This window comes from Halalkalicoccus sp. CG83 (assembly GCF_037081715.1).
Taxonomy (GTDB): Archaea; Halobacteriota; Halobacteria; order Halobacteriales; family Halalkalicoccaceae; genus Halalkalicoccus; species Halalkalicoccus ordinarius.
The window spans coordinates 1590771-1614491 of record NZ_JAZDDH010000001.1 but is presented as its reverse complement, the minus strand read 5'-3'; the positions used below and the strand labels follow the sequence as shown (position 1 = coordinate 1614491).

22 protein-coding genes are annotated in these 23721 nt (G+C 67.3%); 5 read left to right on the top strand and 17 right to left on the bottom strand.

The genetic code is table 11. The features are described 5' to 3' along the window. The first annotated feature begins 8 nt into the window (after window positions 1–8). Complete coding sequence (locus V0Z78_RS08330; RefSeq protein WP_336344169.1) at window positions 9–1121, top strand: MBL fold metallo-hydrolase; 1113 nt, start codon at window positions 9–11, stop codon at window positions 1119–1121. 66 nt (window positions 1122–1187) lie between these two features. On the opposite strand, the gene V0Z78_RS08325 is transcribed toward V0Z78_RS08330, so the two are convergent. Next, window positions 1188–4022: an ATP-dependent helicase gene (locus V0Z78_RS08325; protein WP_336344168.1), complete on the bottom strand. Its 2835-nt coding sequence runs from the start codon at window positions 4020–4022 to the stop codon at window positions 1188–1190. A gap of 133 nt (window positions 4023–4155) precedes the next feature. Between V0Z78_RS08325 and V0Z78_RS08320 the strand changes: the two genes are divergently transcribed. Further along, entirely contained in the window at window positions 4156–4890 is a 735-nt protein-coding gene (locus V0Z78_RS08320; RefSeq protein WP_336344167.1) for an MBL fold metallo-hydrolase, read from the top strand. Window positions 4891–4906: 16 nt separating this feature from the next. Here V0Z78_RS08320 and V0Z78_RS08315 read toward each other — a convergent pair whose 3' ends face one another. The 16 genes from V0Z78_RS08315 to V0Z78_RS08240 form a co-directional block, all read right to left on the bottom strand. Continuing rightward, window positions 4907–5278, bottom strand: a complete 372-nt coding sequence (locus V0Z78_RS08315; protein WP_336344166.1) for a 2Fe-2S iron-sulfur cluster-binding protein — start codon at window positions 5276–5278, stop codon at window positions 4907–4909. A 72-nt stretch (window positions 5279–5350) separates the two neighbouring features. Beyond that, complete coding sequence (gene dps / locus V0Z78_RS08310) at window positions 5351–5980, bottom strand: DNA protection during starvation protein (protein WP_336344165.1); 630 nt, start codon at window positions 5978–5980, stop codon at window positions 5351–5353. 84 nt (window positions 5981–6064) lie between these two features. After that, window positions 6065–7132 (bottom strand): mRNA surveillance protein pelota, encoded by a 1068-nt coding sequence (locus V0Z78_RS08305; protein ID WP_336344164.1) that lies wholly within the window; start codon window positions 7130–7132, stop codon window positions 6065–6067. A gap of 45 nt (window positions 7133–7177) precedes the next feature. After that, window positions 7178–7816 carry a DUF4013 domain-containing protein gene (locus tag V0Z78_RS08300; RefSeq protein WP_336344163.1) on the bottom strand — a complete coding sequence of 213 codons (639 nt, stop codon included), beginning with the start codon at window positions 7814–7816 and terminating at the stop codon, window positions 7178–7180. Between the two features lie 6 nt (window positions 7817–7822). After that, a complete protein-coding gene (locus tag V0Z78_RS08295) occupies window positions 7823–8692 on the bottom strand; it encodes a DUF4013 domain-containing protein (RefSeq protein ID WP_336344162.1) in 870 nt (289 codons plus the stop codon). A gap of 40 nt (window positions 8693–8732) precedes the next feature. Beyond that, window positions 8733–10814 carry a ribosome rescue protein RqcH gene (gene rqcH, locus V0Z78_RS08290; protein ID WP_336344161.1) on the bottom strand — a complete coding sequence of 694 codons (2082 nt, stop codon included), beginning with the start codon at window positions 10812–10814 and terminating at the stop codon, window positions 8733–8735. A gap of 44 nt (window positions 10815–10858) precedes the next feature. Then, on the bottom strand, window positions 10859–11278 hold the full coding sequence (locus V0Z78_RS08285; RefSeq protein WP_336344160.1) for an SHOCT domain-containing protein: 420 nt from the start codon (window positions 11276–11278) through the stop codon (window positions 10859–10861). Between the two features lie 40 nt (window positions 11279–11318). Further along, window positions 11319–11831, bottom strand: a complete 513-nt coding sequence (locus V0Z78_RS08280; RefSeq protein WP_336344159.1) for an HVO_2922 family protein — start codon at window positions 11829–11831, stop codon at window positions 11319–11321. A 116-nt stretch (window positions 11832–11947) separates the two neighbouring features. Next, complete coding sequence (locus V0Z78_RS08275; RefSeq protein ID WP_336344158.1) at window positions 11948–12649, bottom strand: DUF4013 domain-containing protein; 702 nt, start codon at window positions 12647–12649, stop codon at window positions 11948–11950. A 228-nt stretch (window positions 12650–12877) separates the two neighbouring features. Then, on the bottom strand, window positions 12878–14590 hold the full coding sequence (locus tag V0Z78_RS08270) for a tRNA uridine(34) 5-carboxymethylaminomethyl modification radical SAM/GNAT enzyme Elp3 (protein WP_336344157.1): 1713 nt from the start codon (window positions 14588–14590) through the stop codon (window positions 12878–12880). A 50-nt stretch (window positions 14591–14640) separates the two neighbouring features. Then, window positions 14641–16761 carry a DHH family phosphoesterase gene (locus V0Z78_RS08265; protein WP_336344156.1) on the bottom strand — a complete coding sequence of 707 codons (2121 nt, stop codon included), beginning with the start codon at window positions 16759–16761 and terminating at the stop codon, window positions 14641–14643. Window positions 16762–16808: 47 nt separating this feature from the next. Then, window positions 16809–17072, bottom strand: a complete 264-nt coding sequence (locus tag V0Z78_RS08260) for a hypothetical protein (protein WP_336344155.1) — start codon at window positions 17070–17072, stop codon at window positions 16809–16811. A 22-nt stretch (window positions 17073–17094) separates the two neighbouring features. Continuing rightward, window positions 17095–17709, bottom strand: a complete 615-nt coding sequence (locus V0Z78_RS08255; RefSeq protein ID WP_336344154.1) for a YIP1 family protein — start codon at window positions 17707–17709, stop codon at window positions 17095–17097. Between the two features lie 52 nt (window positions 17710–17761). Further along, entirely contained in the window at window positions 17762–18358 is a 597-nt protein-coding gene (locus V0Z78_RS08250) for an NADPH-dependent FMN reductase (protein WP_336344153.1), read from the bottom strand. A gap of 166 nt (window positions 18359–18524) precedes the next feature. After that, window positions 18525–19532, bottom strand: a complete 1008-nt coding sequence (locus V0Z78_RS08245) for a sodium:calcium antiporter (RefSeq protein WP_336344152.1) — start codon at window positions 19530–19532, stop codon at window positions 18525–18527. A gap of 264 nt (window positions 19533–19796) precedes the next feature. Then, entirely contained in the window at window positions 19797–20714 is a 918-nt protein-coding gene (locus V0Z78_RS08240) for an HhH-GPD family protein (protein WP_336344151.1), read from the bottom strand. A gap of 157 nt (window positions 20715–20871) precedes the next feature. Between V0Z78_RS08240 and V0Z78_RS08235 the strand changes: the two genes are divergently transcribed. The 3 genes from V0Z78_RS08235 (at window position 20872) to V0Z78_RS08225 (ending at window position 23651) form a co-directional block, all read left to right on the top strand. Then, window positions 20872–22365 (top strand): S8 family peptidase, encoded by a 1494-nt coding sequence (locus V0Z78_RS08235; RefSeq protein ID WP_336344150.1) that lies wholly within the window; start codon window positions 20872–20874, stop codon window positions 22363–22365. A gap of 145 nt (window positions 22366–22510) precedes the next feature. Continuing rightward, a complete protein-coding gene (locus tag V0Z78_RS08230) occupies window positions 22511–23272 on the top strand; it encodes an SDR family oxidoreductase (RefSeq protein WP_336344149.1) in 762 nt (253 codons plus the stop codon). 49 nt (window positions 23273–23321) lie between these two features. Then, on the top strand, window positions 23322–23651 hold the full coding sequence (locus V0Z78_RS08225; protein ID WP_336344148.1) for a hypothetical protein: 330 nt from the start codon (window positions 23322–23324) through the stop codon (window positions 23649–23651). Window positions 23652–23721 lie beyond the last annotated feature (70 nt).

Here is a 23721-nt window from a genome sequence, read left to right as displayed (position 1 = left end):
GAACGGCAATGGAAAGTAGAGCAACTGGAGTGAACCCGGCGCGGATAGCGGAGCTCAGTGACGACGCGGACGCCTTTCTCCTCGACGTCCGGCGCGAGCGCGACTACGAGAAGTGGCACATCGACGGGGCGTACAACGTCCCGCTCTACGACCAGCTCCTCGCAAAGGACTACGACGGGCTCGAGGCAGCGATCGAGACGGGCGAGATCCCCGCGGACGTGCCGGTGTACGTCGTCTGCGTGGCGGGGGTGACCTCCGCCCGCGCGGCCGACTTCCTCCGCGAACGGGGCTACGACGCCGCCTCGATGACCGACGGGATGCGGGGCTGGGGACGGGTCCACCAGTCCTACGAGATCGGGAGTGTCGACGGCGTGGTACAGGTCGTCCGTCCGGGGACGGGCTGTCTCTCGTACGTCGTCCACGACGACGGCGAGGCGGTCGTAGTCGATCCCAGCCTCTACGTCCAGGAGTACGTCGACATCGCGCGCGAGCGTGACCTCGAGATCGTCGGCGTCGTCGATACTCACGCCCACGCGGATCACGTCAGCGGCGGCCGCAGACTCGCCGCCGAACTGACCGTTCCCTACCTCCTCCACGAGGCCGACGGCGGGCATCTCGACTGGTACGTCTCGATCGAGGGCGGCGACCGGATCGCCGTCGGCGAACGTGCTCTCGAGGTGGTCCACACGCCCGGCCACACGCCGGGCAGCGTCTCGCTGCGTTTCGGAAACGCGCTCCTCTCGGGTGATACGCTGTTCGTCCGGAGCGTCGGTCGGCCCGACCTCGAGGACGATGACGAGGCCGCGGTTCGGCGGGCCGCGGCGCGGCTGTTCGCCACTCTGCGAGAGATAGCCGCTATGCCCGAGGAAACCCTCGTCCTCCCGGGCCACTTCGGCAGCGAGACCGACCGTCCGTTGGCGACGACGCTCGGCGAGCTCCGCACGACGAACGATTTACTGGCTATCGATAGCGAGGCGGCGTTCGTCGAGCGCGTCGTCGAGGGTCTCGGAGAGACGCCGGCGAACTACCGACGCATCAAGCGGGTCAACTGGGGACTGGAACCGCTCGGCGAGGAGACCGCACGGCTCGAACTCGGGCCGAACAACTGCGCTGCGAACTAACGCTCGTCTCGAACCGGTCGTCGGAACCTCTCGGATTCGTCGACCGAACGACCGTCGATCGCTCGATCAGTTACCGAGGACGGCCGCGTCCTCGCCGATCGTCTCGAGCACCCGGTCGTGGAACTCCTTGAGCACGGCGCTCTCGTCCTCCGCGAGGACGACGTCGCTCGCCGACAGCGTTGCCAGGCCGAAGGAGAGCGGCGACGGCGAGTCGACGCGCTCGCGTTCGATCGTTAGTTCGCCGTCGCGAATCGACCGCAGAACGTCTCCGATCGCCGAGACGGAGAGTTTGTCCTCGAGGATCTCGCGGTAGGTCTCCTCAAGGACGGCGAACTCCTCGAGGTCGCCCGCGAACCCCAGCAGCATCTCGCTCGAGACCTGCTGTTGGCTCGCCGATTTCTCGTAGCCCTTGTAGCGTTTCAGGATCATCAGCGACCGGGTGGCGTTGATTCGGAAGTACCGCTGGAGGAGGTCGGTTCCCGCGAGGCTCTCGCGGAGCAGCCCCCGGACGTTCTCGGGATCGAGTCCCTCGATCAGTCCTACGAGATCGACCTTCCGGTTGAGCGGCATCGACAGCGCGAAGCCGTTGTCCGCGACGGCGACGTTGACGTTCGCGTTCGCCGACTGGGCACACCGATAGGCCAGCAGCCTGGAGAACCCCTCGTTGAACCGTCGGCCGTAGTTCGAGCGGACGTAGTAGCGGCGTTTGTACTCGTCGCGGTCGTGCTCCTCCTCGATCGCCAGCCGCTCGTCGGTGCTCACGCTCTCGAGGCCGGCGTAACGCACCTGCTCGTCGAACATCCGGGTGATCGCGCGGACGCTGTGGTCGTCGATCGGGAACTCCCGGAGCCAGTTTCGCACCGCCGGCGGCCCGCCGGCCCCGTAGTGCTCCGTCAGTTCGCGATTGAACCCGAGGATCTCGCAGGCGAGGTCGTACGAGAGCGGCAGGCGTTCGGAGAACCAGGAGGGGACCGTCGGCCGTGCGTTCGTCCGGTCGACGTACACTTTCGACCCCCTCCTGTACCGGAACTCGAAGTGCTGGCCGCCCAGAACGAACACGTCGCCGGGATCGAGCGTGTCGAGGTAGCTCTCGTCGAGATCGCCGACCCGCTCGTTCTCTCCGCGGGTGAGGACGGTGCACGTGAAGCTGTCGGGGATCGTCCCGATGTTCGTCATGTAGATCACGCGGGCGAGCCGGCCGCGCTTGCCGATCAGCGGCTCGCCGACGGGATGTTCGGGGTAATGGTGCTGGCCGTCGGGCGGGTCGTTCTCGTCGCGCCAGATCTTCGCGTAGACGTTCCTCTCCTCGAGTCCCTCGTACTCCGCCGTCAGATAGCGCATCAGCGACTCGTACTGTCGATCGGGGAAGTCGCGGTAGGGGTAGGCCCGCTTCAGCGTGGCCTTCACCTCGCGCTCGGGGCGTATTTGGGCGATCGCCATGCCGTAGACGTGCTGGGCGGCGACGTCCGTGGCGTTCTCGGGGACGAACACCCGGTCGACGAACCCCTCCTCGGCCTTCCGGAGCATCACCGCACACTCGATCAGCTCGTCGCGATCCAGCGCGATCACCCGCCCCGTGACGGTTCGGCCCAGCCGGTGTCCCGCCCGGCCCACACGCTGGAGCAGCGAGGCCACCGACTTGGGCGAGCCGACCTGTACGACGAGGTCGACGTGGGGCATGTCGATGCCGAGCTCGAGGCTCGTGGAGGTGGTCACCACGTCCAGTTCGCCCGCTTTCAGCCCCTCCTCGACGCGCTGGCGCGACTCCCGCGAGAGGCTACCGTGGTGACAGCCCGAGTTCGACTCGTCGTAGCCGGGACGCTCGCGGAGGTTCTGGAGGACGCGCTCGGCGCCCGAGCGTGTGTTCGTGAAGACGATGGTGTTGGTGTGCTCGCCGATCAGCCCGTCGAGTTCGTCGTAGAACCGCTCCTGGACGAGTTCCCTGGGCGTGTGAATCAGGTCGTCCGTCGGACAGGCGAGCTCGACGTCGTACTCGCGGACGAACCGGGTGTCGACGATCTCGTACTCGCGCGGCTCCATCTCCCCCGATTCTCCCTCCTCGCAGCCGACGAGGAACTCCGCCATCGTCTCCAACGGCTCGACCGTCGCCGAGCAGCCGATCCGTGTCGGCGAGCGTTCCGCGAGGTTCTCGAGGCGTTCGAGGCTCACCGAGAGGTGCGTACCGCGCTTGTTCTCCGCGAGGCTGTGGATCTCGTCGACGATCACGTACTCGACGGTTCGGAGCTTCTCGCGGAACTTCGGGGAGTTGAGCAGGATGGCGAGCGTTTCGGGGGTGGTGTTCAGGATGTGTGGCGTCTCCTCGAGCATCCGCTGGCGCTCGCTCGATGGGGTGTCGCCGTGGCGGATCGCGTGGCGGATCTCCGTCGACTCGCCGCGCTCCTCGAGGATCTCCGCGACGCCGCTGAGCGGCTCGTCGAGGTTGCGCCCGATGTCGTTCGCGAGCGACTTCAGCGGCGAGACGTACAGACAGTAGACCGAGTTCTCGAGCCCGCCGCCGTTCTCGTCGTTGTCGTCCTCGTCGCCATCGGTTCCGCTCTCGTCGTTACCTTCGTCCGGAGTGGCGTCCTCGTTCGCTCGCTCTCCGGATCGTTCGCGGACGAACAGCTCGTTGATGATCGCGGCGAAGCTCGCGAGCGTCTTGCCGCTGCCGGTCGGCGAACAGATGAGGACGTTCTCGCGTCCGTGGATCGCCGGGATCGCCTCCTTCTGTGGTGGCGTGAAGAACCCCCCGTTCTCCGGGACGAACGCGCCGAACTCGCGGAGCCACCACTCTCGAACCGCGGGTTCGAACAGTTCGAGGACCTCCCGGTCGTCGACCTCGACCGCGTCGGGGTCGAACGGGAGGCCGTCGACGCCCGCCGGCGTCTCGTCCCCGTCCATCGGCTCTCCCTCGGGGTCGGACGGGTAAGTGGGTTGGGTGAGCAGGGTGGAAGTGAACGGGCGATCGCGCTCGGGACGAACGGTACGTGGCGGCCCCGAAGGCGTTAACCGTCGGCTCGTCGCAGACGTTCGCATGCGCATCACCTTCCTCGGAACGGGCAGCGCGATGCCCACCGGCGAGCGTTCACAGACCGGGCTGCTGTTGAGCGACGGCGGTCGGCGACTGCTCGTCGACTGCGGCAGCGGCGTCCTCCACGGTCTCGCGCGAACGGACGTCGGCTACGAGGGCGTCTCCTCGCTGCTGTTGACCCACCACCACCTCGATCACGTCGCCGACCTCATGCCGCTGATGAAGGCCCGCTGGCTCGCCGGCGAGGAGCACCTCGAGATCGTCGGCCCGGAGGGGACGGAGTCGCTCATCGACGGCCTGCTGGACGTCCACGAGTACATGCAGGACCGCCTCGACCTCACGGTTCGGGAGGTCGGCCCGCACGACTTCGAGGTCGCCGGCTTCGAGGTCGAGGGCTACGAGACGCGCCACTCGATGTACTGTCTGGCCTATCGGTTCGACGACCTGTTCACGTTCAGCGGCGACAGCGAGGCGTTCGAGGGGCTCGCGAGCTTCGCCGAGGACTCCGCCGTCCTGGTCCACGACTGTTCGTTCCCCGACGACGTCGACGTCTCGGGCCACCCGACGCCCGCCGAGCTCGGCGAGACCCTCGCCGGCCACGAGATCGGTCGGGTCTACATCACGCACCTCTACCCGCACACGGAGGGACGACACGAGGAGATGCTGGAGTCGGTCGGAGAGCACTACGACGGCGACGTCCGGATCGCGGACGACGGACTGAGCGTGACGATCAGCTGAGCGTCTCGGGACGTGATCAGCCGAGCTTCGACTTCCCCGGCGGCTTGTCGTACTCGGCACGGTGTTCGAGCATCTCTCGGTGCTGGTGGGAGCGGATCCGTAGATCCGAACGAGGTTTGGCGGTACAGATGAGGGTCATGTCCTCGTCGTCGTCGACCTCGTAGTACCGTTTGGCGTCGGACTGGTCGACCTCGCCCTCCAGCAGCTCCGCGGCACAGGTGGTACACCAGCCCTGCTGGCAGTCCGCGGGCAGCCACAGCCCCTCGTTTCGTGCGGCCGCGAGCACGTACTCCTCCTCTCCGACCTCGATCTCGACGACCTCTCCGGCGCGTTCCGAGTCGGCGTCCTCGGGTACGACGATCTCCACGCTGTACGTCGTTTCTCCCATCGACGAGGGTTGGGATCGGCGTGCGAAAAAGGGTGGGAAAGCGGGCGCGGTGAGCCGCGTGAATTCGAACGCTTAGGCGCTCTCGTTGAAGGGGTTGTTCTTGGAGTAGGGCGCGTCGCCGGGCTCGCCGCGGACGAAGTGGCCCGCGGGGTTGACCTCGCCGTCGCGCTCCATGCTGAGCAGCTCGATGAACCACGCCTCGTGGTCCATCTCCTCCTGGAGGATGCGCTGGGCCATGTCGTAGGTGCGGGGGTCGCACTCGCGGGTCATGTCACAGACCTCGCTCCAGGTGCGGATCGCACATCGCTCGGCCTCCAGTAGCACCTCGAGGATGTTCTCGGGCGTCGGATCCTCGGGCAGGTTGGCGTCGGGACACGACGCGCGGTCCGCGAAGTCGCGGATGTCGTTGGGGATCATGCCGTCGAGCTCGTAGACCCGCGGCATCACGAGCTCGAAGTGCGCGCGGTCCTCGAGGCGCGCGTCCTCAGTGATCTCCTTGTAGTCCTCGTTTCCGGCGAGGTGGGTTCGGAGGTTGGTGTAGTAGTAGTAGGTGGTGAACTCCGCGCCGATGGCGTCGATCAGCTTCTCGCGGATCTCCTCGGGGTCGCCCCCGCGCTCGCGGATGACCTCCATCCCGACGCGCTGGCTCGTATCGCCCGGTTCGACGCTGCCGCTGCCGTGTTGTTTCTCTTCGGATGCCATAGCGTATTACCATGGGTACGAATCGGCTTAGTAATTTGCTAAGAAAAGGTATGTATCGGTCCACTAGATCTTCCGATGTCGGTATCAGTTGAGCCGGTAGCGAAGCAACGCGGCGACGCCGCCGAGGTTTCTGAGCTGCTCGGCGGGGGCGAACTCGCTCGAGAACACGGTTACCTCGCCGCCCTTCTGCTCGACGGTGGTGATCAGGTCGTTGACGTCGAGCTCCCAGTCGCCCGAACCGCCGCGCTCCTCGCGGAGTCGCTCGTCGAGGATCAACAGCCGTTCGACCGCGCCGAACTCGGCGGCCTCGGCGGTCTCCTCGACCCCGTAGGTCGCCTTCGCGCCCTCGCCGATCCGCCGGGTGAGCTCGTCGATGAGCTCGGCCTCGCGGGCGATGCGGGTCTCGGCCTGGACGTCCTCGACCGCACCTCGCTTCAACACCTCGTGAACCCCGCGATCGCCGACGCCCGAGGTGTCGACCAGCGTGATCCGCTCGACCAGGTCGGCGGCGTTCTCCTCGATGTAGTCGTAGGCGTCCTGCTTGGTGAACCCCGGCCCCGCGAGGATGATCGCGTCGACGTCCATCCGCGAGAGGGCGGCCGCGATCTCCTCGAACAGCTCCGAACGCGCGCGGGCGTACTCGCCCTTGCCGGTCGGCCCGGTGATCGAGGCGCGCTCCTCGGTGCCGTACTGGGCGACGGTGTGGACGTACGCCTCGCCCTCCTCGACGGTGACGATCGCCACGTCGGGGTTCTCCGCGGCCTCCTCGGCCTCCTCGAGGCGCTCTCGCTGGTCGGCCTTCAGCACCTTCTCGACCTCGAGTTCGTCGTGCTCCTCGACGTTGAGCGTGTGGTGGTGGCCCAGTTGGTCCTCACGGGAGGCCCAGGTGATCTCGCCGCCCACCCTGAGGCGGTTCGCGAACTTGTGGAACTCGACGTCCTCGACCGAGATCGTCACCCGCATGGGTTCGCGCTCGCCGCCGGTGTCGCGCATCTGGTCGTCGTTGCGCTGGATTCGCCGGGTCGTGTCCGCGGAGACCAGATCACCGGGCTCGAGCACGTAGGTGAGATGCCACAGATCGTCGAGATGCTCGGGGACGAGCGTGAGCCGCTCCGCGGCACCCTCGGCGGGCTGTCTGCTCTTGATCTGCATGCTCGTGACTTGGACGGCCGTGGAGTAAGTGGCTGCTGATTGTGCTCACCAGGTCGCCGCGTACGCGAGACCGATCCGACGCGCACAGACGAGCGGGACGTACCACCACCAGAGCGCCACGAGGACGGGTCCGAGAACCGGCAGCGAGACGATCGCCTCGCCGAGCAGCCAGCCGATTGCGAGGCCGACCAACGAGGCCGTCCAGCCGACGAAGTAGGCGCCGTGGCCGGCGATCCTCGTGAACCTCCAACCCGGAAGTGCTCCGCCGATCCCCTCGCGGGCGTAGCCACAGAGCGCGATCGGGATGACGTAGAGGAAACCCAGCAGCACGAACAGCGTCACGGTCGACCCGGCCAGGAAGAACAGCGAGTCGCCGGCCTCCGGATCGAGCGTCGCGCTCCCCGCGAGTTCGAGCGTGATCGCGCCGACGACGACCGGGACCAGGCCGTAGCCGGTCAGGAGGAGCGAGCCGACCGCACCTCGCCGAACGATCGCCCACGGCACGGCGGGCGGGGTCGCCTCGCCGTCGAGGGTCGAGCGCAGTATCAGGACCAGATAACCGATCGCGGGAACCAGCGGGAGCACCGGGAGGAACTGGGAGTGGGCGAACAGACAGATCCAGCCGACCAGCAGCGCCTCCTCGGCGTGCTCACCCCGGGTCGGATAGCGAAGGAGTTCGCGCATCGGCGTTCAGTCCCGTCGGTCGGTTTCCCAGTCGGTCCACCCTCGTTCGTGGTCGACCGAGCGGGTCCGGGCGGCGAACGTCTCCGGTTCCTCGAGCTCGGGAAGCACCGTACGGGAAACGGGCCGGCGAGCCGGTCCCGCCGGTTCGTCCTCCGCCGGCGTCGGATCGGCCCCGTCGAGCGCCGTCCGGAGTCCGCGCGCGTAGAGGTAGTACCTGACTACGTCGGCGTAGAAGCCGACGAAGAAGCCCACCAGTACGAACGAGAACGTCCCCTCGAGGGCGCCCCCGACGAACCAGACGGGCACTGCCAGCAGCCAGGCGAGCGCGTACGCCCTCGAGAGCCCGGCGGCTCGGAGCGTTTCGAGGTCGAACGCCGCCCTCAGCCGACCCTCGCGGGCGAAGTTCGCGAGCGCGAGCGGGCGGACGTACGCGAACGCGAGCAGGTAACAGACCGTGAGCCCGCCGACGACGACGGCGGCGAGCGAGACGGCGACCTCGGCGGCGTCGCTGCTCGCCGCTCCGCCCGCGGCGACGACTCCGAGGAACAGCCCGAGCAGGAGAACGAGGGGGACCGCGTAGACGACGGTGATCGCGAGATGCCGGAGGCCGTCGAGCAGCAGGCGTCGCCACCCGCGAAAGCGCGGCGGGTTGCCCTCGCCGTCGCCGACCGCGCGGAGGACGGCGACGTAGTAACCGAGCAGGACGATCCCGGGCACGGCCGCGAGCGGGAGCAGTACGAGTCCGACCAGCAGGACCGAGAGCAGCAGGCCGACGACCCCGATCAGGACCGCGAACAGCGGCAACAGCCCGCCGACGAGGACGGTCGTGGGTGCGTCCTCGCCACGGGTCGGATACTCGAGGGCGTCGCCTAGCATGGCTCTCGCCCGTCGTGCGGCCGCGGGGACGCGCCCGCGCTCATTCGTCGACCATGCGGCTGCCGCCGGGCGCCAGGAACTCCTGGATCAGGTCCGGGCTCGCCACCTTGCGGACGAACGTGGTGTCGTCGAAGCGCTCCCGAAAGACGCGGTAGATCCGTTTGGCCATGTCGTTCTGGGCGTAGCGACCGGGTTCGACCTCGACGGCGGTCTCCGCGCGCGGGAGGATCGCGGAGGGCGGTCCTCCGATCACCCGCGTGGTCGGCTCGCAGGTGATCCCCACCGCGATGCCCACCTCGACGTCGCGGTGGTAGGTTCGATCGCCGCGGATCACGAACCCGCCCTTCTCGATGAACTCGCCGCTCTCGGGCGTCTTCGAGACCTGATCCGGATCGACGGAGTAGGCGTCGTCGGCGAACCGCCCCTCCTTCCAGACCGACGAGTACGACACCGCGAACTGCGCGGCCTCCCGGATGCTCGATTCGGGAAAGTCGACCTCCTTTGCGGGCTCGCTCGGTCCCGTCGCCTTCAGCACCGTAACGGGACCGCCGTGGGCCTGTGTGTGGAAGAAGCGATCGCCACGATCGAGGTACTTCTTCACCAGCGCCTCGTTCTCGTCGGCGTTTCGCCCCCCGATGACGAGGAAGTCGTCGCTCGTGTGGAACCACCGGAACTGTTCGTACCACTGCTCGTTCTTTCGGACCGGGATCGACGAGCGCGAGAGCCAGTCGACCTCCTCGGGCTCCTCGTCGTCCTCGACGTCCTCCGCGCTCCACTGTGCCTTTCGCTCCCGTACCGCCTCGAGTTCCTCGCGGGTCTCCGCGATCGCCTCCTCGGCGCCCTCCTTCTTGCCCTCGATCCGCTTGGCCTCGGTGTAGAGGCGATCCGCGTTCTTCTCGACGCCGCTTCGGACCTCGAGGTCGACGCTCTTCTCGCCCAGATCGACCGTCACCATGCCGTTTTCCGGGTCGACGCCGGTGACGGCTTCCGCGGCGTCGATCCCCCGCTCGGCACCCTCCTCGAAGGTCGCCTCGATCTCGTCCCAGCTCCGCCCCTCCTTGAGGGCGTTCCTGACCGTCGTGAGGATCTCGTCGACCAACTCGTAGTTGGCGTAGACGAGTTCGGCGCGTTCTCGCTCCTCCTGAGCCTGCCGTTCGAACCCCTCGATCGCGCCCTCCTGTTGCTCGATGATTCGCTGTTTCTTCGCGATCTCCTCGTCGAACTCGGGGCTCTCGTCGGTCTCCTCGTCCTCGGCGGTCTCGAGACGGTAGAAGTAGTCGTCGAGCGCGTCGTTGAACCGGTCGTAGGCCTCGCTCTCGAGATCGGCGCGTTCCTCGAGGGGGAACGGCGTCACGTCGACCGGTTCGCCCTCGTCGTTCAGGTAGATCCGCGGATCGAAGCGCCGCTCGCGGACCTCGCGCGCGAGCCGATCGAGCGCGTCGTAGAGCCGGCTCAGCTGCTCGTCGGTCGCGTCCTCGACCGGAACGGTCTTCTCGACGCCCGCACGGGTGCAGAGCTCCTCGGCGTAGAGCCCGCCGAGGTTGAGCTGGGTGGCGAGCGTACGCACGAGGTCGGTGTCGGACTCGCGCATCCGCGCGGCGAACGGCTCGAACTCCACGGCGAGGGGGTTGATCCGGGAGTCGGGGAACTCGTAGCGCGAACCCGGCGCGACGGTCCGGGACTTCAGCCGGACGGTGTCGAGCGAGTCGACGACGTGGCGCGTCTCGTCACAGACGGCGATGTTACCCTGGCCGAACAGCTCCGCGACGATCGTGGTGTTCGCGTCCTCGCGCTCGAACTCGAAGCTGAGGATGCGGTCGAACTCGTACTGGGAGACGCCCGCGAAGTCGGCGCCCGAGAGCCGGTTTCGCATCATCTTCGCGAAGTCCGGCGGCCGCCCCGGCGCGTCGGGGACGTGTTCGGGGACGGCGACGTGGGCGCGTTTGGTCTCGCCGACCTCGATCAGGAGCTCGACTCGCCCGCGGTCGAAGTCCCGCAGCTTCAGGCGGAGGAGATCGTCGCCGTAGAGGTAGGCCTTGTCGACCTTCGCCCCCTCGTAATCGTTGAGCTCGCCGACCAGCGCCGCGAGATCGATGCTGGTCAGCTCCCGTTTCCGGTCCATGTGGGTACTCGCGGGCCGCGAGGAAAAGGCGTGTCGTTGTCGTCTCAGCGCGCACGTTCGCGTTCGAGCCGGCGGTCCTCGACGGCCTCGAGCGTCTCGGTCTCGAGCAGCTTCTCCAGCTTGCGTTCGAACTGTTCGTCGGTGAGCTCCCCTCGGGCGTACCGATCGCGGAGCGTCTCGAGCGCGTCGCGCTCGGCTCGCGGATCGGCGCGCTGGCGTTGGTGTTCGCGTTCGTTCGCGTCCGAACCGTTGCCAACCCAGTCGTCCCACCACTCGCGCCGGTCGTCCTCGTCGCCGTACAGCACCGCGACGACCGGGACGACGACCACGTAACCGAGGATCAGCGCTCCGAGCCACCAGCCCTGCCCGGTCAGCAGCGCCGCGAGCCAGACCCCCGTCACGACGGTCGAGGCGACGGCCGTCGCGTTCTCCCGGAGGCGTTCGCGGGGCCCGTCCTCGTCCATAGCGAGAATAGCTCGTTTCGGGAGAAAAAGCTACCTCCCGTCAGTCCAGCTCCTCGATCCCCGCGCCGGGGGCGTTGTGCTGGACGCCTCGCAACCCCCTGATCGCGTTGCGTTTCGATGCGTAGCCCTCGCCGCCGTCGGCGATGATGTTGCCGTTGCGGTGGACGAGCCGCCACCGCCACTGGCCCGCGCGGTCCTCGTAGACCTCGAAGTGGCCCTGGCTCGGCTCGGGACGGTCGTCGCTCTCGGCCGCGAACTCGATCCCGACTTCGGGTTCAGGGGGTTCCTCGAGACGCTCGGCGCTCGTCTCCTCTCCCTCCTCCCACTCGATCTCGAGTTCGATCTGGAGCTCGCTTCCGTCGTCCCCGTGCTCGCGTTCGACCTCGACGTCGAACGTCGCGGTCTCGGGCGGGGTGACCCTGGCGACGTACTCGCCGTCGCGGAAGGTCACGGGCCCGTCGCCGTCGAACTCCCCGGCCAGCGCTCGGAGGTAGGCGGCGATCTCGACGCGCGTTCGGGACGACTCGAACTCGAAGACGGTGTCCTCGCTCATGGCTGGATGCACGTCCCCGACTCACATCAATGGTCGTTCGGAGAACGAACGGCTCGAACGGTCGCCACGAGAGCAATCGGTCGAAAAATCACGGATTCGGGGCGATTACGCCCCGTTCAGATCTGGACCTGTCCTACGGGTTCGGGCTGTTCCCGAACGGGGGCGTGTTCGATCTGGCCCCAGGTGTGGCCGATGACGTAGTAGGCCGTCACCGCGACGTAGAAGCCCACGAACGCGCTGGCGATGAACCCGAGGATCGGGATCACGTTGAGCAGGCTCGAGACGACACCGCCGACGATGATGACGAGGAGCGCCGTCAGCCAGCCGGTCGCGTAGGTCTTATCGACCAGCACGCGTCGCATGGTCTCGACCTCGAAGCCGGCGGCGAGGGTCCGCTTCTCGGCGAAGTTCGCGAGCGCCGCGGGAGCGGCGTAGACTGCGGCCAGGCTCAGTCCGAGCCAGAGCAGCATGCCGACGAAGACGCCGATCCCGCCGATCGCGCCGAGAGCGTTGCTGCCGGTCGAGCCGAGCACCATACCGCTCAGGCCGGCGGCGAACAGCACGGCCATCGGGACGAGCGCGTAGACGAACGCGATTGCGGTCGCCTTCGCACCCTCCACGATCAACTCGCCCCAGTCCTCGAAGACCGGGGCCTCGTCGTCACCGCTCGCGGTCCGATCGAGGACGCGAACCAGATAGCCCGCGACCGCGAACAGCGGCACGATGAGGAACCCGAACAGCGTGAGGATCCCGCCGATGATCACCGTTCTCGAGGCGTCCTCGCTCTCCTTGAGATAGCCGACGGCCTCGCTGATCATCGCCAGCCTCCGTCGGTGTTCGTCCCGCTACACCGTACACTGTGGATTACGTTTGACATTGATTATCCTCGCTGACCGCTCACGAAGTGAGTGTTCAGTACCCCTCTAATAGGCCGCTGAGAGCTTAACCGTTTCTACGACCGACAGGTCATATCACGGACCAGTGAGCCGGTGGATCGATCCCTGTGTCGGCCGCCCACGGTCGCCGAACGTCGATCGACGGACGTTCTACAGCCGTTTCGAGACGTACGGGCCGTCCTGGTGGTAGCCGAGCTTGTTCCGATAGTACTCGCGCGCGCCGATCCCGCTGATGACGCTCACCTTCTCGAAGCCCGCCTCGCGAGCGAGCTCCTCCGCGGTCTCCATCAGCCGGCCGCCGTAGCCCTTGTGCTGCCAGTCGGCACGTTCGCCCTCGCCGCCGACGCCGACCTCGTTACCGTAGACGTGGAGCTCCCGGACGAGGGCGGCGTTCTCGAGTTCGTGCCGTACCGGCTCACCGTCGGACGAGTCCGACGAGTCTCCCCTCGCTTCGCTCGGGGAGATGCCCGGAAACCGGAGCCGACAGAAGCCGATCAGGAGGTCGTTCTCGGGGTCCTCGAAGCTGATGAACTTCTCGGTGCCGCCCGCGGCCTCGTACTCGAGGACGTCGAGCTCGACCGACTCGGGCTCGGCGTCGTTCATGCCGACCTCCCGACAGCGGATGCAGTCACACGTCCAGCCGTGTTCCTCCATCCGCTGGCGTGCGAGCTGTCGGAGGTTCGACTTCCAGACGCCCGCGTCGATGAAGTCCGCGGGGATGTCGCGCTGCACCCGCTGGAGGCGGACGTATTTGGGGATCATCGACTTGATCTCGGCGACCAGCTCCGCGGCCTGCTCGTTCGTGAGCGGCTCGAACTCGTTGCGGCGCCACATGTCGTAGGTCCGGGTTCCGCGGACGATCAGGTTCGGGTAGATCTTGAGGTAGTCGGGACGCCAGTTCGGGTCCGAGAACAGTTGACGGAAGTCCTCCCGGCACATGTCGAGGCTCATGCCCGGCTGACCGGGCATCATGTGAAAGCCCACCTTGAACGCGGCGTCGCGCAGCCGGCGGTTGGCGTCGATCGACGCGCCCGCGCCGTGGCCGCGGTGCATCTCCCGGTTGATCCGTTCGTAGGTGGTCTGGACGCCCACCTCGACCTTCGTCCCGCCGAGTCGGAGCATCCGGTCGATCTGCTCCGGATCGCACCAGTCGGGCTTGGTCTCGAAGGTGGTGCCGATGTTGCGGATCTCGCCCGTCTCGTTCTCGGCGATCACGTCCTCTAGGTACCGAAACTCGTAGTCCTCGGGGTCCTGAGCGAAGCTCTCGCCCTCCGCGGGCTCTGGAGGATCCTCGCGATCGAAGTCGTTCATCGCCTCGAGCGCCCGCTTGACGAAGTGCTCCTGATAGTCGTGAGAACGGGCGGTCATCGTCCCGCCCATCAGGATCAGTTCGACCTTGTCGACGGGATGGCCGATCTCGCGTAGCTGTGCGAGCCGCAGGGTGACCTGCCCGTAGGGGTCGTAGTCGTTCTGCTCGCCGCGCGCGGCGGCGGGCTCGTGGCCGGTGTAGCTCTGGGAGCTGTCGAACTCGCTCGCGGGCCCGCCGGGACAGTAGAGACACTTCCCGTGGGGACACATATGCGGCGAGGTCATGATCGCTACCGGCGAGACCCCCGATGCGGTGCGGACGGGCTTCCGTCTGAGCACCGCTTCGGCCTCCTCGCGTCGCTCCTGGGGCGCGTGCGAGAGGACGTCCGCGTTCGTCGGCACCTTCGGCGAGGAGAACTCCGAGCAGACCTCGAGCTTGGCGGACTCGACGTCCTCGCGCTCGACGTCGCCGGAGAGCACGCGGGAGACGAGCTCCTCGCAGGTCCGCTCGAACGCCTCCGTCTCGGTGGGGTCGTCCTCGGCGTCGGTGCTCATTGGGTCGTCGAACCTCCGTGACTGTACGGAATAAGGATGTCGGCCTCCGTCTACGCCGCCAGTTCGGCGGCGACCTCGATCGCCGCCTCGCCGACCGCGTCGCGCTCGCCGATCAGGAAGGCGAGCCGACCGCGGCGCACGCCCGCGGTGACGACGCCGGCCTCCGGAACGCGTTCGCCGACGCGCTCGCCCAGTTCGCGCACGTCGATCGCCTCGGTGCTCCGGATCTGGAGCTCCGCCTCGTCGACGCCGATCGTCACGAGCCGGTCGTGCTCGTCCCGAAGATCGCGGTGGAGCGCGTCGAGCAGCAGCGCCGTCGGCGGGAAGTCGAAGCGGTGGGTGAAGGCGTCGGTGTCGAGGACGGCGACGTCCACGCCGTCGTGCTCGCGGACGTCGATGTGGGTCCGGACCGTCTCGATCTCCTCGTCGAGCTTCGCGCGGAACTGCTCGCTGACGTGGGAGGCGAGGCTCCGGACGTCGTCGTCACCGGCGAACAGCAGGTCTGCGATCAGCTCGCGCTTGTCCTCGTAGGACTGGTAGTACGCCTCCAGCGCGACCGCCTCGCGCAGCTCGCGGACCGTCTCGGCGTCGTAGCCGGCCTCGGCTGCGAGCTCGAGGTACGCCTCCGGCGCCTCCTCCCAGTAGCTCACCGCCGGCAGGTGGGAGATCTCCTCGCGCGCCGGTTCGTGGACGCCGGCGGCGACGTTCGCGGCGAGCGTCGTGGTGGTCGCCGCCGAGGGCTCCTCGGGAACGACGCCGGTCTCGACGAGGTCGCGGGTCTCGAAGGCGGCCTCGTCGTCGATCACCAGCCGTTCGACGTCGTAGACGTCGAGCAGCTCGATGCCGTCGGCGGACTCCGCGGTGCTCCCCGCGTCGACGAGCACGACCAGCGGCAGCTTCTCGCCGTGGCGCGCCCGGTTGTCGAGCATCCGGGTGACGTCGCTGGTCGCGGCGGCCATGTCGTAGTCCTCGCCGTCGAGCGGCTGGCGGTCGAAGTAGTGGTACTCGGCGTCCGAGCGGTCGTGCTCCTCGCGGATCAACGGCAGCACGGCCCGTTCGATCGCCACGCCGGCGACGTAGCCGTCGGCGGTGGCCGTGTGTCGGAGCACGATCGGGCGCGACTCGATCACCGCTCGTCGGATCGCTCCCGCGGCGCCGGCGACTGCGTCTCGAAGCGGCGCGACGGCCGAGTCGTCGGTCAGAAGCTCGATCTCGCCGGGGTGTGCCTGTGCGGCCAGCGCGTCGTCGAGCCGCTCGGTAACCGTCTCGGCATCCGCCTCGGTCAGCACGTCGAGCGACTCGGTCTCGATCTGCAGGCCGTCGTACCGTTTCTCGACCTCGCCCGTCAGTCGGACTAGATCGCCGACGTCTACCTCGGGATACGCGCGGACGCCGGCCTCCTCGAACGCCGCGCACTCGGCGACGCCGGTCTCGTCGCGGACCTCGAAGATCGTCGGCCCGCCGGTCTGTCGGACGTCGACCACGCGCCCCTCGATGCGAACCCGCTCGCCGACCGAGTCGGCCATCCCTTCGACGGTGATCCGTTCGGGCGGACCCGACTCGATCGGATCGGCACTGACGACCCCGGTGGGTGAGCCGCCGTTCGTCGAGGCGGTCTCGGATTCGGGCTCGGGCTCGGTGGTGGTCTCCGACTCGGCCTCGGTCTCGGACTCCGGCTCCGGTTCAGGTTCGGGCTCGGGCTCGGACTCGCTCTCGGTGGCGACCGTCGAGGACTCGGGTTCGGGACCGTCGTCGGCCGATGACTCGGAGTCGTCCTGCGGGAGTTCCTCGTCCTCGGGGAGGCGATCTCCCTCGGGGTCGTCGATCGCCTCGCCGCGGAACTCCGCGACGGACTGGCGGATCGACCACGCCAGATCGACGTTGCCGTTGTCCTGGACGCCGGTCACCTGGACGAAGACGGTATCGCCCGCGTCCCAGTCGAGGCTCTCGAGGCGCGTGTCGAGTTCGCTTCGATGTAGCAGGCCGGTGACGGAGTCGCCGACGTCGACGAACACGCCGAAGTCGGCGAAGCCGTCGACGGTTCCCTCGTAGAATCGGCCGGTGGTGAGCTGTTCCGGACGGTCGCCGGCGAACTGAAACGCGACGTCCTCTTCGTGCGAACGACAGACCACTCCGTCGACCGGAGTGCCACAGATGATACACGTACCCATTTGCACGATGAGAGTGGTCCCGCACTAAAACGGTTGTCGAAACGCTCTCAGTCGAACGCTCGACCCTCGACCTCGAGCGCCTCGATCCCCTCGCGGAGCTCTCGGGCCTGTTCGGGGAACAACGCGATCTGGAGCTCGTTGCCCTCGCCGTCCTCGAAGACGCACTTGACTCGTTTGTCGCCGAACTCGCGGGCCTCGCACTCCTCGACGTCGAACAGCTTCGCGGTCGCGCTCTTGTTCGCGGGACCGACGTTCTTGATCGCGCCCTCCTTGAGTTCGAAGTCGAACGAGTCGAGTTGGAGCGTGAGCATGCCCGTCCTTCGGCCCCCGCGACTAAATCCCCCGGGTCCACAGGAGGGTCTCGAGCGCGTCGAACCCGCCGAAGCCGAGCCCGAAGACGATCGCCGCCGGGATCGCGCTCAACGCCGCCGCACGGACGAGCGAGAGCCGGTGGATCTCGGCGGTTCCGATCGCCAGCAGCGCCGTTCCGTATCCCGCGGCGAGGGCCACCACGAACGGCGAGGGCACGCCGACGAACACGCAGGGTGCGGTCGCGTAACCGATCACCTGCACGGTCTCGCTCACGCCCGCGCGATCGGGAGCGAACGCCAGTAGGAGAAGGGTCTGGACGGCCGCGACGAGGTGTAGAACCAGCGGGGCGACGAGCGAGGCCAGCAGCGCGAGCACGAGCACCACCGAGAGAACTCGCCGGCCGCCGAAGGTCGGATAGGGGGTCCCGAAGACCGTCTCGCCGGCGAGCGCGAGCCGCAGCAGCGAGGCGACCAGCACGACCCCGACCGCGAACACCAGTCCGGGCGCCTGATCGCCCGGCGCGACCCCGACCGGGAAGAAGCGTCGCGGTCGGACGACCGCCTCGAGCCACGCTCGAACGATCGCGCGCGGTCCACGGTCGCGTCCGCCGGTCGGGTTCTCGACCCACTGTGTCACGGTCGGAGTAGGCCCCACAGTAGGTATGACGGTTGCGACACGTCTCGGAGCGCTAGTCGTCCGTGTTCGCTCTCGCCTTCGCGCCGACGTTCTGGGTGCTCTCGAAGCACGCCGGATCGGGTTCGATGTTGGCGTACCGGACCGCGCGCTCGCCGAGGGTCCTGACGCGTTCGCGGGTGCCCTCGTCCTTCAAGCCCTCGTCGTCGAACGCGCCGTGTGCACGCGGGACGGCGGCCTGGTGGGGGAGCACCCATGCGTTGAGCGCCCGGCAGACCGACCGGAGGTGTTCGAGGGCGGTGATCGGGAACGCCCCACCCGAGACCGCGAGCAGTCCCACCGTCTTGCTCTCGAACTCGTCGAACCCGCAGTAGTCGAGCGCGTTCTTCAGCACGCCCGAGTACGAGCCGTGGTACATCGGCGTTCCCAGGAGGACGGCGTCGGCTGCGCGGATTCGGGTGGTGAACGCCTCCGCGTCCTCGCCGGGCTCCTCGTCGGGGTTCAACGCCGGCAGGTCGTACTCGCGCAGGTCGATCAGTTCGCCCGACCCGCCGGCCTCCTCGACGCCGGCGAGCGCCTCCTCGAGCGCCCGTCGGGTGTTGCTCCGCTCGCGGAGGCTGCCGGCGATCGCCACGACGTGTGGTCGCTGCATGCGTGAGACGTCGCCTCCCGGTGCTAAAACCCCTTCTGCCGTAACTGGATCGTCTTCCGGCTCAGTCGTCATCTCCGTCGCGTTCGGCCGGTCGCCGGAGCCGTCGAACTGAACGACGGCCACCACGGAACCCTCTCGAGCGACGGATCCGATCCCCCAACGCCGGTCAGATTCCCCGCACGGTCTCGATGGCGCCGATCGATTCGAGCGTCATCCAGAGGAGGAACAGCCCGTACAGCCCCAGAAAGCCGTACGCCTCGCGGTCGGTGAGTTCGAGGTGGGTCCGCGTAAAGACGATGAACACGAGCGTCGCGAACGCGAGAAAGCCCATCGTCGGGATCGCCGCGAGGAAGCTGATGGTCGCCGACCCTGCCAGGAGGACGCCGACGGGGATCGCGACCAGCAGGTTGAACGTGTTGCTCCCGAGGACGTTGGTGAGGCTGGTGACGCTGTCGTCGTTTTGGGCGGCACGAACGCTGACGAACGCGTCGGGCAGACTCGTTCCGGCCGCGATGACGGTCAGTCCCCACAGGAAACTCGGCGTGCCGAAGATCGTTCCGAGCGAGAGGGCGGCGCGGACGATGCCCTCGACGCCGGCAGCAATGACGAGCAGCGCCACCGCGAGTGTTCCCCACTCTCGAACCGGATTCACGTCGAGAGAGTCGTCAGCGACGTGTTCGCTGGCGTCCTGCTGATGGAGAAAGACGTAGATTCCGTACGTGGCAAGCGGAAGGAGCACCAGCGTCGGTGTCAGGATGGCGGCGCTGTTCGTTCCCCCCGGAACGTAGGTCGCACCGAGTGCGAACGTTATGAACAGAACGAGGACGCTGATGACGTAGAACTGCGCGTCTTTGTGGATGATATCGCGGGTCGCTTCGAGGTTCTCGCTGGACAGCGCCGAGAGAGCCGGGATAACGAGCAGGTTGAAGATCGCGCTCCCGACGATGGCTCCGACACCCAGGGAGAACTCGTCGTGGAGGACCGTACTGATGACGATGGAACTGATCTCTGGAAAGCTCGATCCGACGGCGACAACGATGGCACCGTGGACGGCGATCGGTAAGCCGTAATGCTTACTGAGGCGCTCGGCGGATCGCTCGAAGCGTTCGCTTCCCTTCCAGATGACGAGTACCGCGACGATCACGAGAACGAGAGAGACGAGCAGTCCTGGCATCGCTCATCGGTTGTCGACATGCAGTGAAAGGTGTGTTTCATTGGGAACCCCGGTGAGAAAACGGGGAGTGACGGACCTCGCCGTAGTTCCCGGACGAGTGGTGGACGAGAGCCATTCGGGGCCTTGATAACGTCTCACAACTATCCTTTTCCGATTCCGGAGGGCTAATAGGTAGACACGAGTACCACAGTGGAATGAAAATTTCCGCATTCTGGATCGGATATGACGAGACCCGTTCCATCCCGTCCTCAGTAGGACGACCGACTAGTGACGGAGACGCGTGATAGTGTCGTCTTCGTGTTCTTCGATTTCGATCAGCCCCTCGTCGGACAGGTCGGCGAGCAACCCCCTGAGCCACTCGCGTCCGTACTCGCCGGCGGGAGCGTAATCGACGCGGATCCGCGGGCCGAGCTCGTCGAGGGGGGTCGGCCCGTGTTCGCCCAGAGTGCGGACGATCCGTCCCCGGAACTGGCGGCGACTCCCCTCGAAGCTCGGCTGCGTGGGGACGTCGGGCGCGGTGAAGTCGCCGGTCTCGTAGGCATGACAGTGCTCGCGCCACGGACACGGCTCCTCGTCACAGCGGGGCGTCTTCCGGCAGACCACGCCGCCTAGTTCCATGATCGCGTTGTTCCAGATGCGCGACTCGCCCTCGGGCATGAGCTCGTTCGCCGCCTCCTCGAAGGCCGCATCGTCGTCGGGGACGTCGAACGCCCGATGGAGGACGCGTTTGACGTTGGTGTCGACCACGGCGTCGCCGGCGTTGAACGCGAAGCTCGCGACGGCGTTCGCGGTGTAGGGGCCGACGCCCTGGAGCTCCTGGAGTTCGTCGGGCGTCCGCGGGAACTCGCCGTCGAACTCCTCCTCTATCTGCCGGGCGGCCTCGTGGAGGTACTTCGCGCGGTTGTTGTAACCGAGCCGGTGGTCGCTCCAGAAGCCGACCACCTCCGAGCGGTCGGCCGCCGCGAGTTTCTCAGTGGTTGGCCAGCGCTCGAGAAACGCCCCCCAGGCCTCCTCGACGCGTTCGAGCTGGGTCTGCTGGCTCATCACCTCGCTGACGAGGATCTCGTAGGGATCGTCGGTCCGTCTCCAGGGAAACTCGCGATGGCCCTCCTCGTACCAGTCGGTCAGCGTCTCGCGGGCGGCGTCGAGGTCGGTGGACGGCGCTCGCTCCGGCTCGCTCATCGTCCGGGGTTGGGAGCCGAGCGGTTTAGCGACCACGGTGTTCGACGACCCGTCCGTAGGAGGCGATACGGGGCCGTTTCGGGCGTGTCTGCGTATTTATCGCTCAATAATAAGAAAAATTTAATAATGGAAGTGAACATCACCGACTCGAAGTGCCATGACAGACATCATCACGCGAAGGTGGCTGCTGAAACTGATGGGCGGTGGGACGGTCGGGGTGGTCGCCGGGCGGCCAGCTGGTGCACAGCCGCGGGGTCCGCTCGATCGGTACATCGTCGGGATCGAACCTGGGCGGGCAGACGTCGCTCGCGACGCCGCGGACGAGGTTTATCGCGTCCTGGACTTCGGCCCCGTCGGTCAGGCCGTCTCGGGGTGGTTCCCCGAGGAGGCGCTTGAGGGGCTGAGGAACAACCCGAACGTACGGTACGTCGAGGCCGAAGGGGAGGTCGAAGCGATCGGTCACGCGACCGACGAGGACGGCGGCGATCCCAGCGAGGAGCAGGTGCTCCCCTGGGGCATCGACCGGGTCGATGCCGACGTCGCACATCACGAGGACGAGACCGGCGGCGGCGCGAGCGTCTCGATCATCGACACCGGGATCGACCAGGAACACGAGACGCTCGACGAGAACGTGGTCGGCGGGCGAAACTTCGTCGACTGCCCCGACGGTGACGCCGACTGCGCGGACGAGTGGGGCGACGACAACGGACATGGCACTCACTGTGCGGGGACCGCAAACGCGCTCGACAACGGGGTCGGCGTCGTCGGCACCAGCGTCGAGGCCGATCTCTATGCGGTGAAGGTACTCGACGAGGACGGAAGCGGCACGTGGTCCGACGTCGCGGCCGGTATCGAGTGGACGGCGGACGAGGAGATCGACGTCGGAAGCCTCAGCCTCGGCGGCGGCGATTCGTCCGTCGTCCGGGACGCCTGCGAGTACGCCTACGGGAGCGGTACCCTCCTCGTCGCAGCGGCCGGTAACGACGGCCCGCGGCCGGGTAGTGTCGGATACCCGGCCGCCTACGAGGAGTGCATCGCCGTGAGCGCCACCGACGAGAACGACGACGTCGCGAGTTTCTCCTCGCGCGGCGAGGAGGTCGAACTCGCGGCACCCGGCGTGAACGTGCTCTCCTCACTCCCGGGCGACGGCTACGATCGCTACGACGGCACGTCGATGGCCTGTCCACACGTCTCGGGTGCCGGCGCACAGCTCATGGGGGAGGACTACACCCACGAGGGGGCGCGGGACCGACTGAACGCGACCGCCGAGGACGTCGGGCTCGACGACACCGAACAGGGCAACGGACTGGTCGACGTGGCGGCGGCGATCGGAATCGAGAACGACGGAGGCGAGGAGACGTCCGCGCCCGCGATCGATCGGTTCGAACTGACCGACGCCAGTAACCCGCGTTGGGCGCGCGTCGAGGTCGACTGGGCGGTCTCGGACGACGCACTCGAGACGGTCGAATCGGTGCTGGAACTCGACGGCGATGAGGTGGACTCGGAAACCTCGTCGGTAAGCGGAGACGGGGCCGAGGGCGAACACGAACTTCGCGAGCGCGACGGCCGCGGCGAGACCTACGACGTCACACTCACGGTCACCGACGCCGACGGCAACAGCACCTCCGAGACCGACCGGATCGAACTCTAGGCGTTCACGCGGATCGCCTTCCACTCTCGACCGATCGAGGAAACGACCGAACGAGCGCTCGTCAGCGCCCCACGTTCACACACCCGTAGGGGAGAGGGTTTCCCCGAGCCGGGGTCTTTTTCCCGTCACGACGATAGGGAGATCGATGGCATCCGTTACTGACGGTCGACTCGACGGTAGCGTCGCGCTCGTCACCGGTGCGTCCTCCGGTATCGGGGAGGCAACCGCAGAACTACTCGCGGAGGAGGGCGCGTCGGTCGCGCTCGCCGCGCGCCGGGAGAACCGCCTCGAGTCGCTCGCCGACCGCATCCAGACCGAGGGCGGGGAGGCAATCACGATCCCGACCGACGTCACCGACGAGTCGGCGGTGCGCGAGATGGTCGAGACGACCGTCGACGAGTTCGGCCGGCTCGACGTGCTCGTGAACAACGCCGGCGTGATGCTGCTCGAACCCGTCGCGGAGGCCGACCCCGACAACTGGCGCCAGATGCTCGAGGTGAACGTCCTCGGGCTGATGACCGCGAGCCAGTCCGCCGCCGACGTGATGGAGGAGCAGGGCTCGGGCGACATCGTGAACGTCTCGTCGGTGGCCGGTCGGAAGGCCTACGCCGGCTCGAGCGGCTACAACGCCTCGAAGTTCGGCGTCAACGGCTTCTCGGAGTCGCTCCGCGAGGAGCTCGTCGATACCGACGTCCGCGTGACGATGATCGAGCCGGGCGTCGTCGACACCGAGCTCCCCGAACACATCCCCGACGAGGACCAGAAGGAGATGGTCGAGCAGATGACCGAAGGGATGGAGCCGCTTCAGGCCGAGGACATCGCGCGTGCGATCCGCTATGCGGTGAGTCAGCCGACACACGTCGACGTCAACGAGCTGCTGATCCGGCCGACCCGACAGGAGCTGTAGCCGCGGTCCAGTCGAAAGCGGTATTCCCACGGCTGGCGATCCTTCGGGCATGAGCCTCGACGAGCTCTCTTCGGACGTGGAGTCGGCGTACGCCGAGCTGGGCGACGAACACCCCGTCTCGCTCGACGGCCAGACCAGAACCGAACTCGCGCTGTTGAGTGCGGCGCTCGACCCCGAAGAGACGGACGAGCTCGTCCGCCGGGCGATCCACCTGTTCTTCCAGTCGACCACCGACTCCGGAGCGCTCGACCTCCACCTCCGCCGGGGCTACGACGTCACCTACGACGAGTACCTCTCGGGGATGACCTACGAGGATATGTCCGGCGGGAGCGTCGCCCAGTCCTCGTCCGACGGCAACGAGCGGCGCTACCAGTTCTGATCGCCGAATCCGACGTCGCTCTCCGTCCTGAGTTGCACTGATGAACCGCCGACGAGTCGTAAATCCCGCC

Excerpts from the sequence above, each read along its gene's own strand:
- V0Z78_RS08300 (WP_336344163.1), bottom strand. The coding sequence starts at position 7,816 with ATGCGCGAACTCCTTCGCTATCCGACCCGGGGTGAGCACGCCGAGGAG.
- V0Z78_RS08270 (WP_336344157.1), bottom strand. The coding sequence starts at position 14,590 with ATGAGCACCGACGCCGAGGACGACCCCACCGAGACGGAGGCGTTCGAG.
- V0Z78_RS08250 (WP_336344153.1), bottom strand. The coding sequence starts at position 18,358 with ATGCAGCGACCACACGTCGTGGCGATCGCCGGCAGCCTCCGCGAGCGG.
- V0Z78_RS08230 (WP_336344149.1), top strand. The coding sequence starts at position 22,511 with ATGGCATCCGTTACTGACGGTCGACTCGACGGTAGCGTCGCGCTCGTC.
- rqcH (WP_336344161.1), bottom strand. The coding sequence starts at position 10,814 with ATGGACCGGAAACGGGAGCTGACCAGCATCGATCTCGCGGCGCTGGTC.
- dps (WP_336344165.1), bottom strand. The coding sequence starts at position 5,980 with ATGGCATCCGAAGAGAAACAACACGGCAGCGGCAGCGTCGAACCGGGC.
- V0Z78_RS08325 (WP_336344168.1), bottom strand. The coding sequence starts at position 4,022 with ATGGACGGGGACGAGACGCCGGCGGGCGTCGACGGCCTCCCGTTCGAC.
- V0Z78_RS08240 (WP_336344151.1), bottom strand. The coding sequence starts at position 20,714 with ATGAGCGAGCCGGAGCGAGCGCCGTCCACCGACCTCGACGCCGCCCGC.
- V0Z78_RS08260 (WP_336344155.1), bottom strand. The coding sequence starts at position 17,072 with ATGCTCACGCTCCAACTCGACTCGTTCGACTTCGAACTCAAGGAGGGC.
- V0Z78_RS08245 (WP_336344152.1), bottom strand. The coding sequence starts at position 19,532 with ATGCCAGGACTGCTCGTCTCTCTCGTTCTCGTGATCGTCGCGGTACTC.
- V0Z78_RS08265 (WP_336344156.1), bottom strand. The coding sequence starts at position 16,761 with ATGGGTACGTGTATCATCTGTGGCACTCCGGTCGACGGAGTGGTCTGT.
- V0Z78_RS08330 (WP_336344169.1), top strand. The coding sequence starts at position 9 with ATGGAAAGTAGAGCAACTGGAGTGAACCCGGCGCGGATAGCGGAGCTC.
- V0Z78_RS08315 (WP_336344166.1), bottom strand. The coding sequence starts at position 5,278 with ATGGGAGAAACGACGTACAGCGTGGAGATCGTCGTACCCGAGGACGCC.
- V0Z78_RS08320 (WP_336344167.1), top strand. The coding sequence starts at position 4,156 with ATGCGCATCACCTTCCTCGGAACGGGCAGCGCGATGCCCACCGGCGAG.
- V0Z78_RS08285 (WP_336344160.1), bottom strand. The coding sequence starts at position 11,278 with ATGGACGAGGACGGGCCCCGCGAACGCCTCCGGGAGAACGCGACGGCC.
- V0Z78_RS08275 (WP_336344158.1), bottom strand. The coding sequence starts at position 12,649 with ATGATCAGCGAGGCCGTCGGCTATCTCAAGGAGAGCGAGGACGCCTCG.
- V0Z78_RS08225 (WP_336344148.1), top strand. The coding sequence starts at position 23,322 with ATGAGCCTCGACGAGCTCTCTTCGGACGTGGAGTCGGCGTACGCCGAG.
- V0Z78_RS08280 (WP_336344159.1), bottom strand. The coding sequence starts at position 11,831 with ATGAGCGAGGACACCGTCTTCGAGTTCGAGTCGTCCCGAACGCGCGTC.
- V0Z78_RS08305 (WP_336344164.1), bottom strand. The coding sequence starts at position 7,132 with ATGCAGATCAAGAGCAGACAGCCCGCCGAGGGTGCCGCGGAGCGGCTC.
- V0Z78_RS08235 (WP_336344150.1), top strand. The coding sequence starts at position 20,872 with ATGACAGACATCATCACGCGAAGGTGGCTGCTGAAACTGATGGGCGGT.
- V0Z78_RS08295 (WP_336344162.1), bottom strand. The coding sequence starts at position 8,692 with ATGCTAGGCGACGCCCTCGAGTATCCGACCCGTGGCGAGGACGCACCC.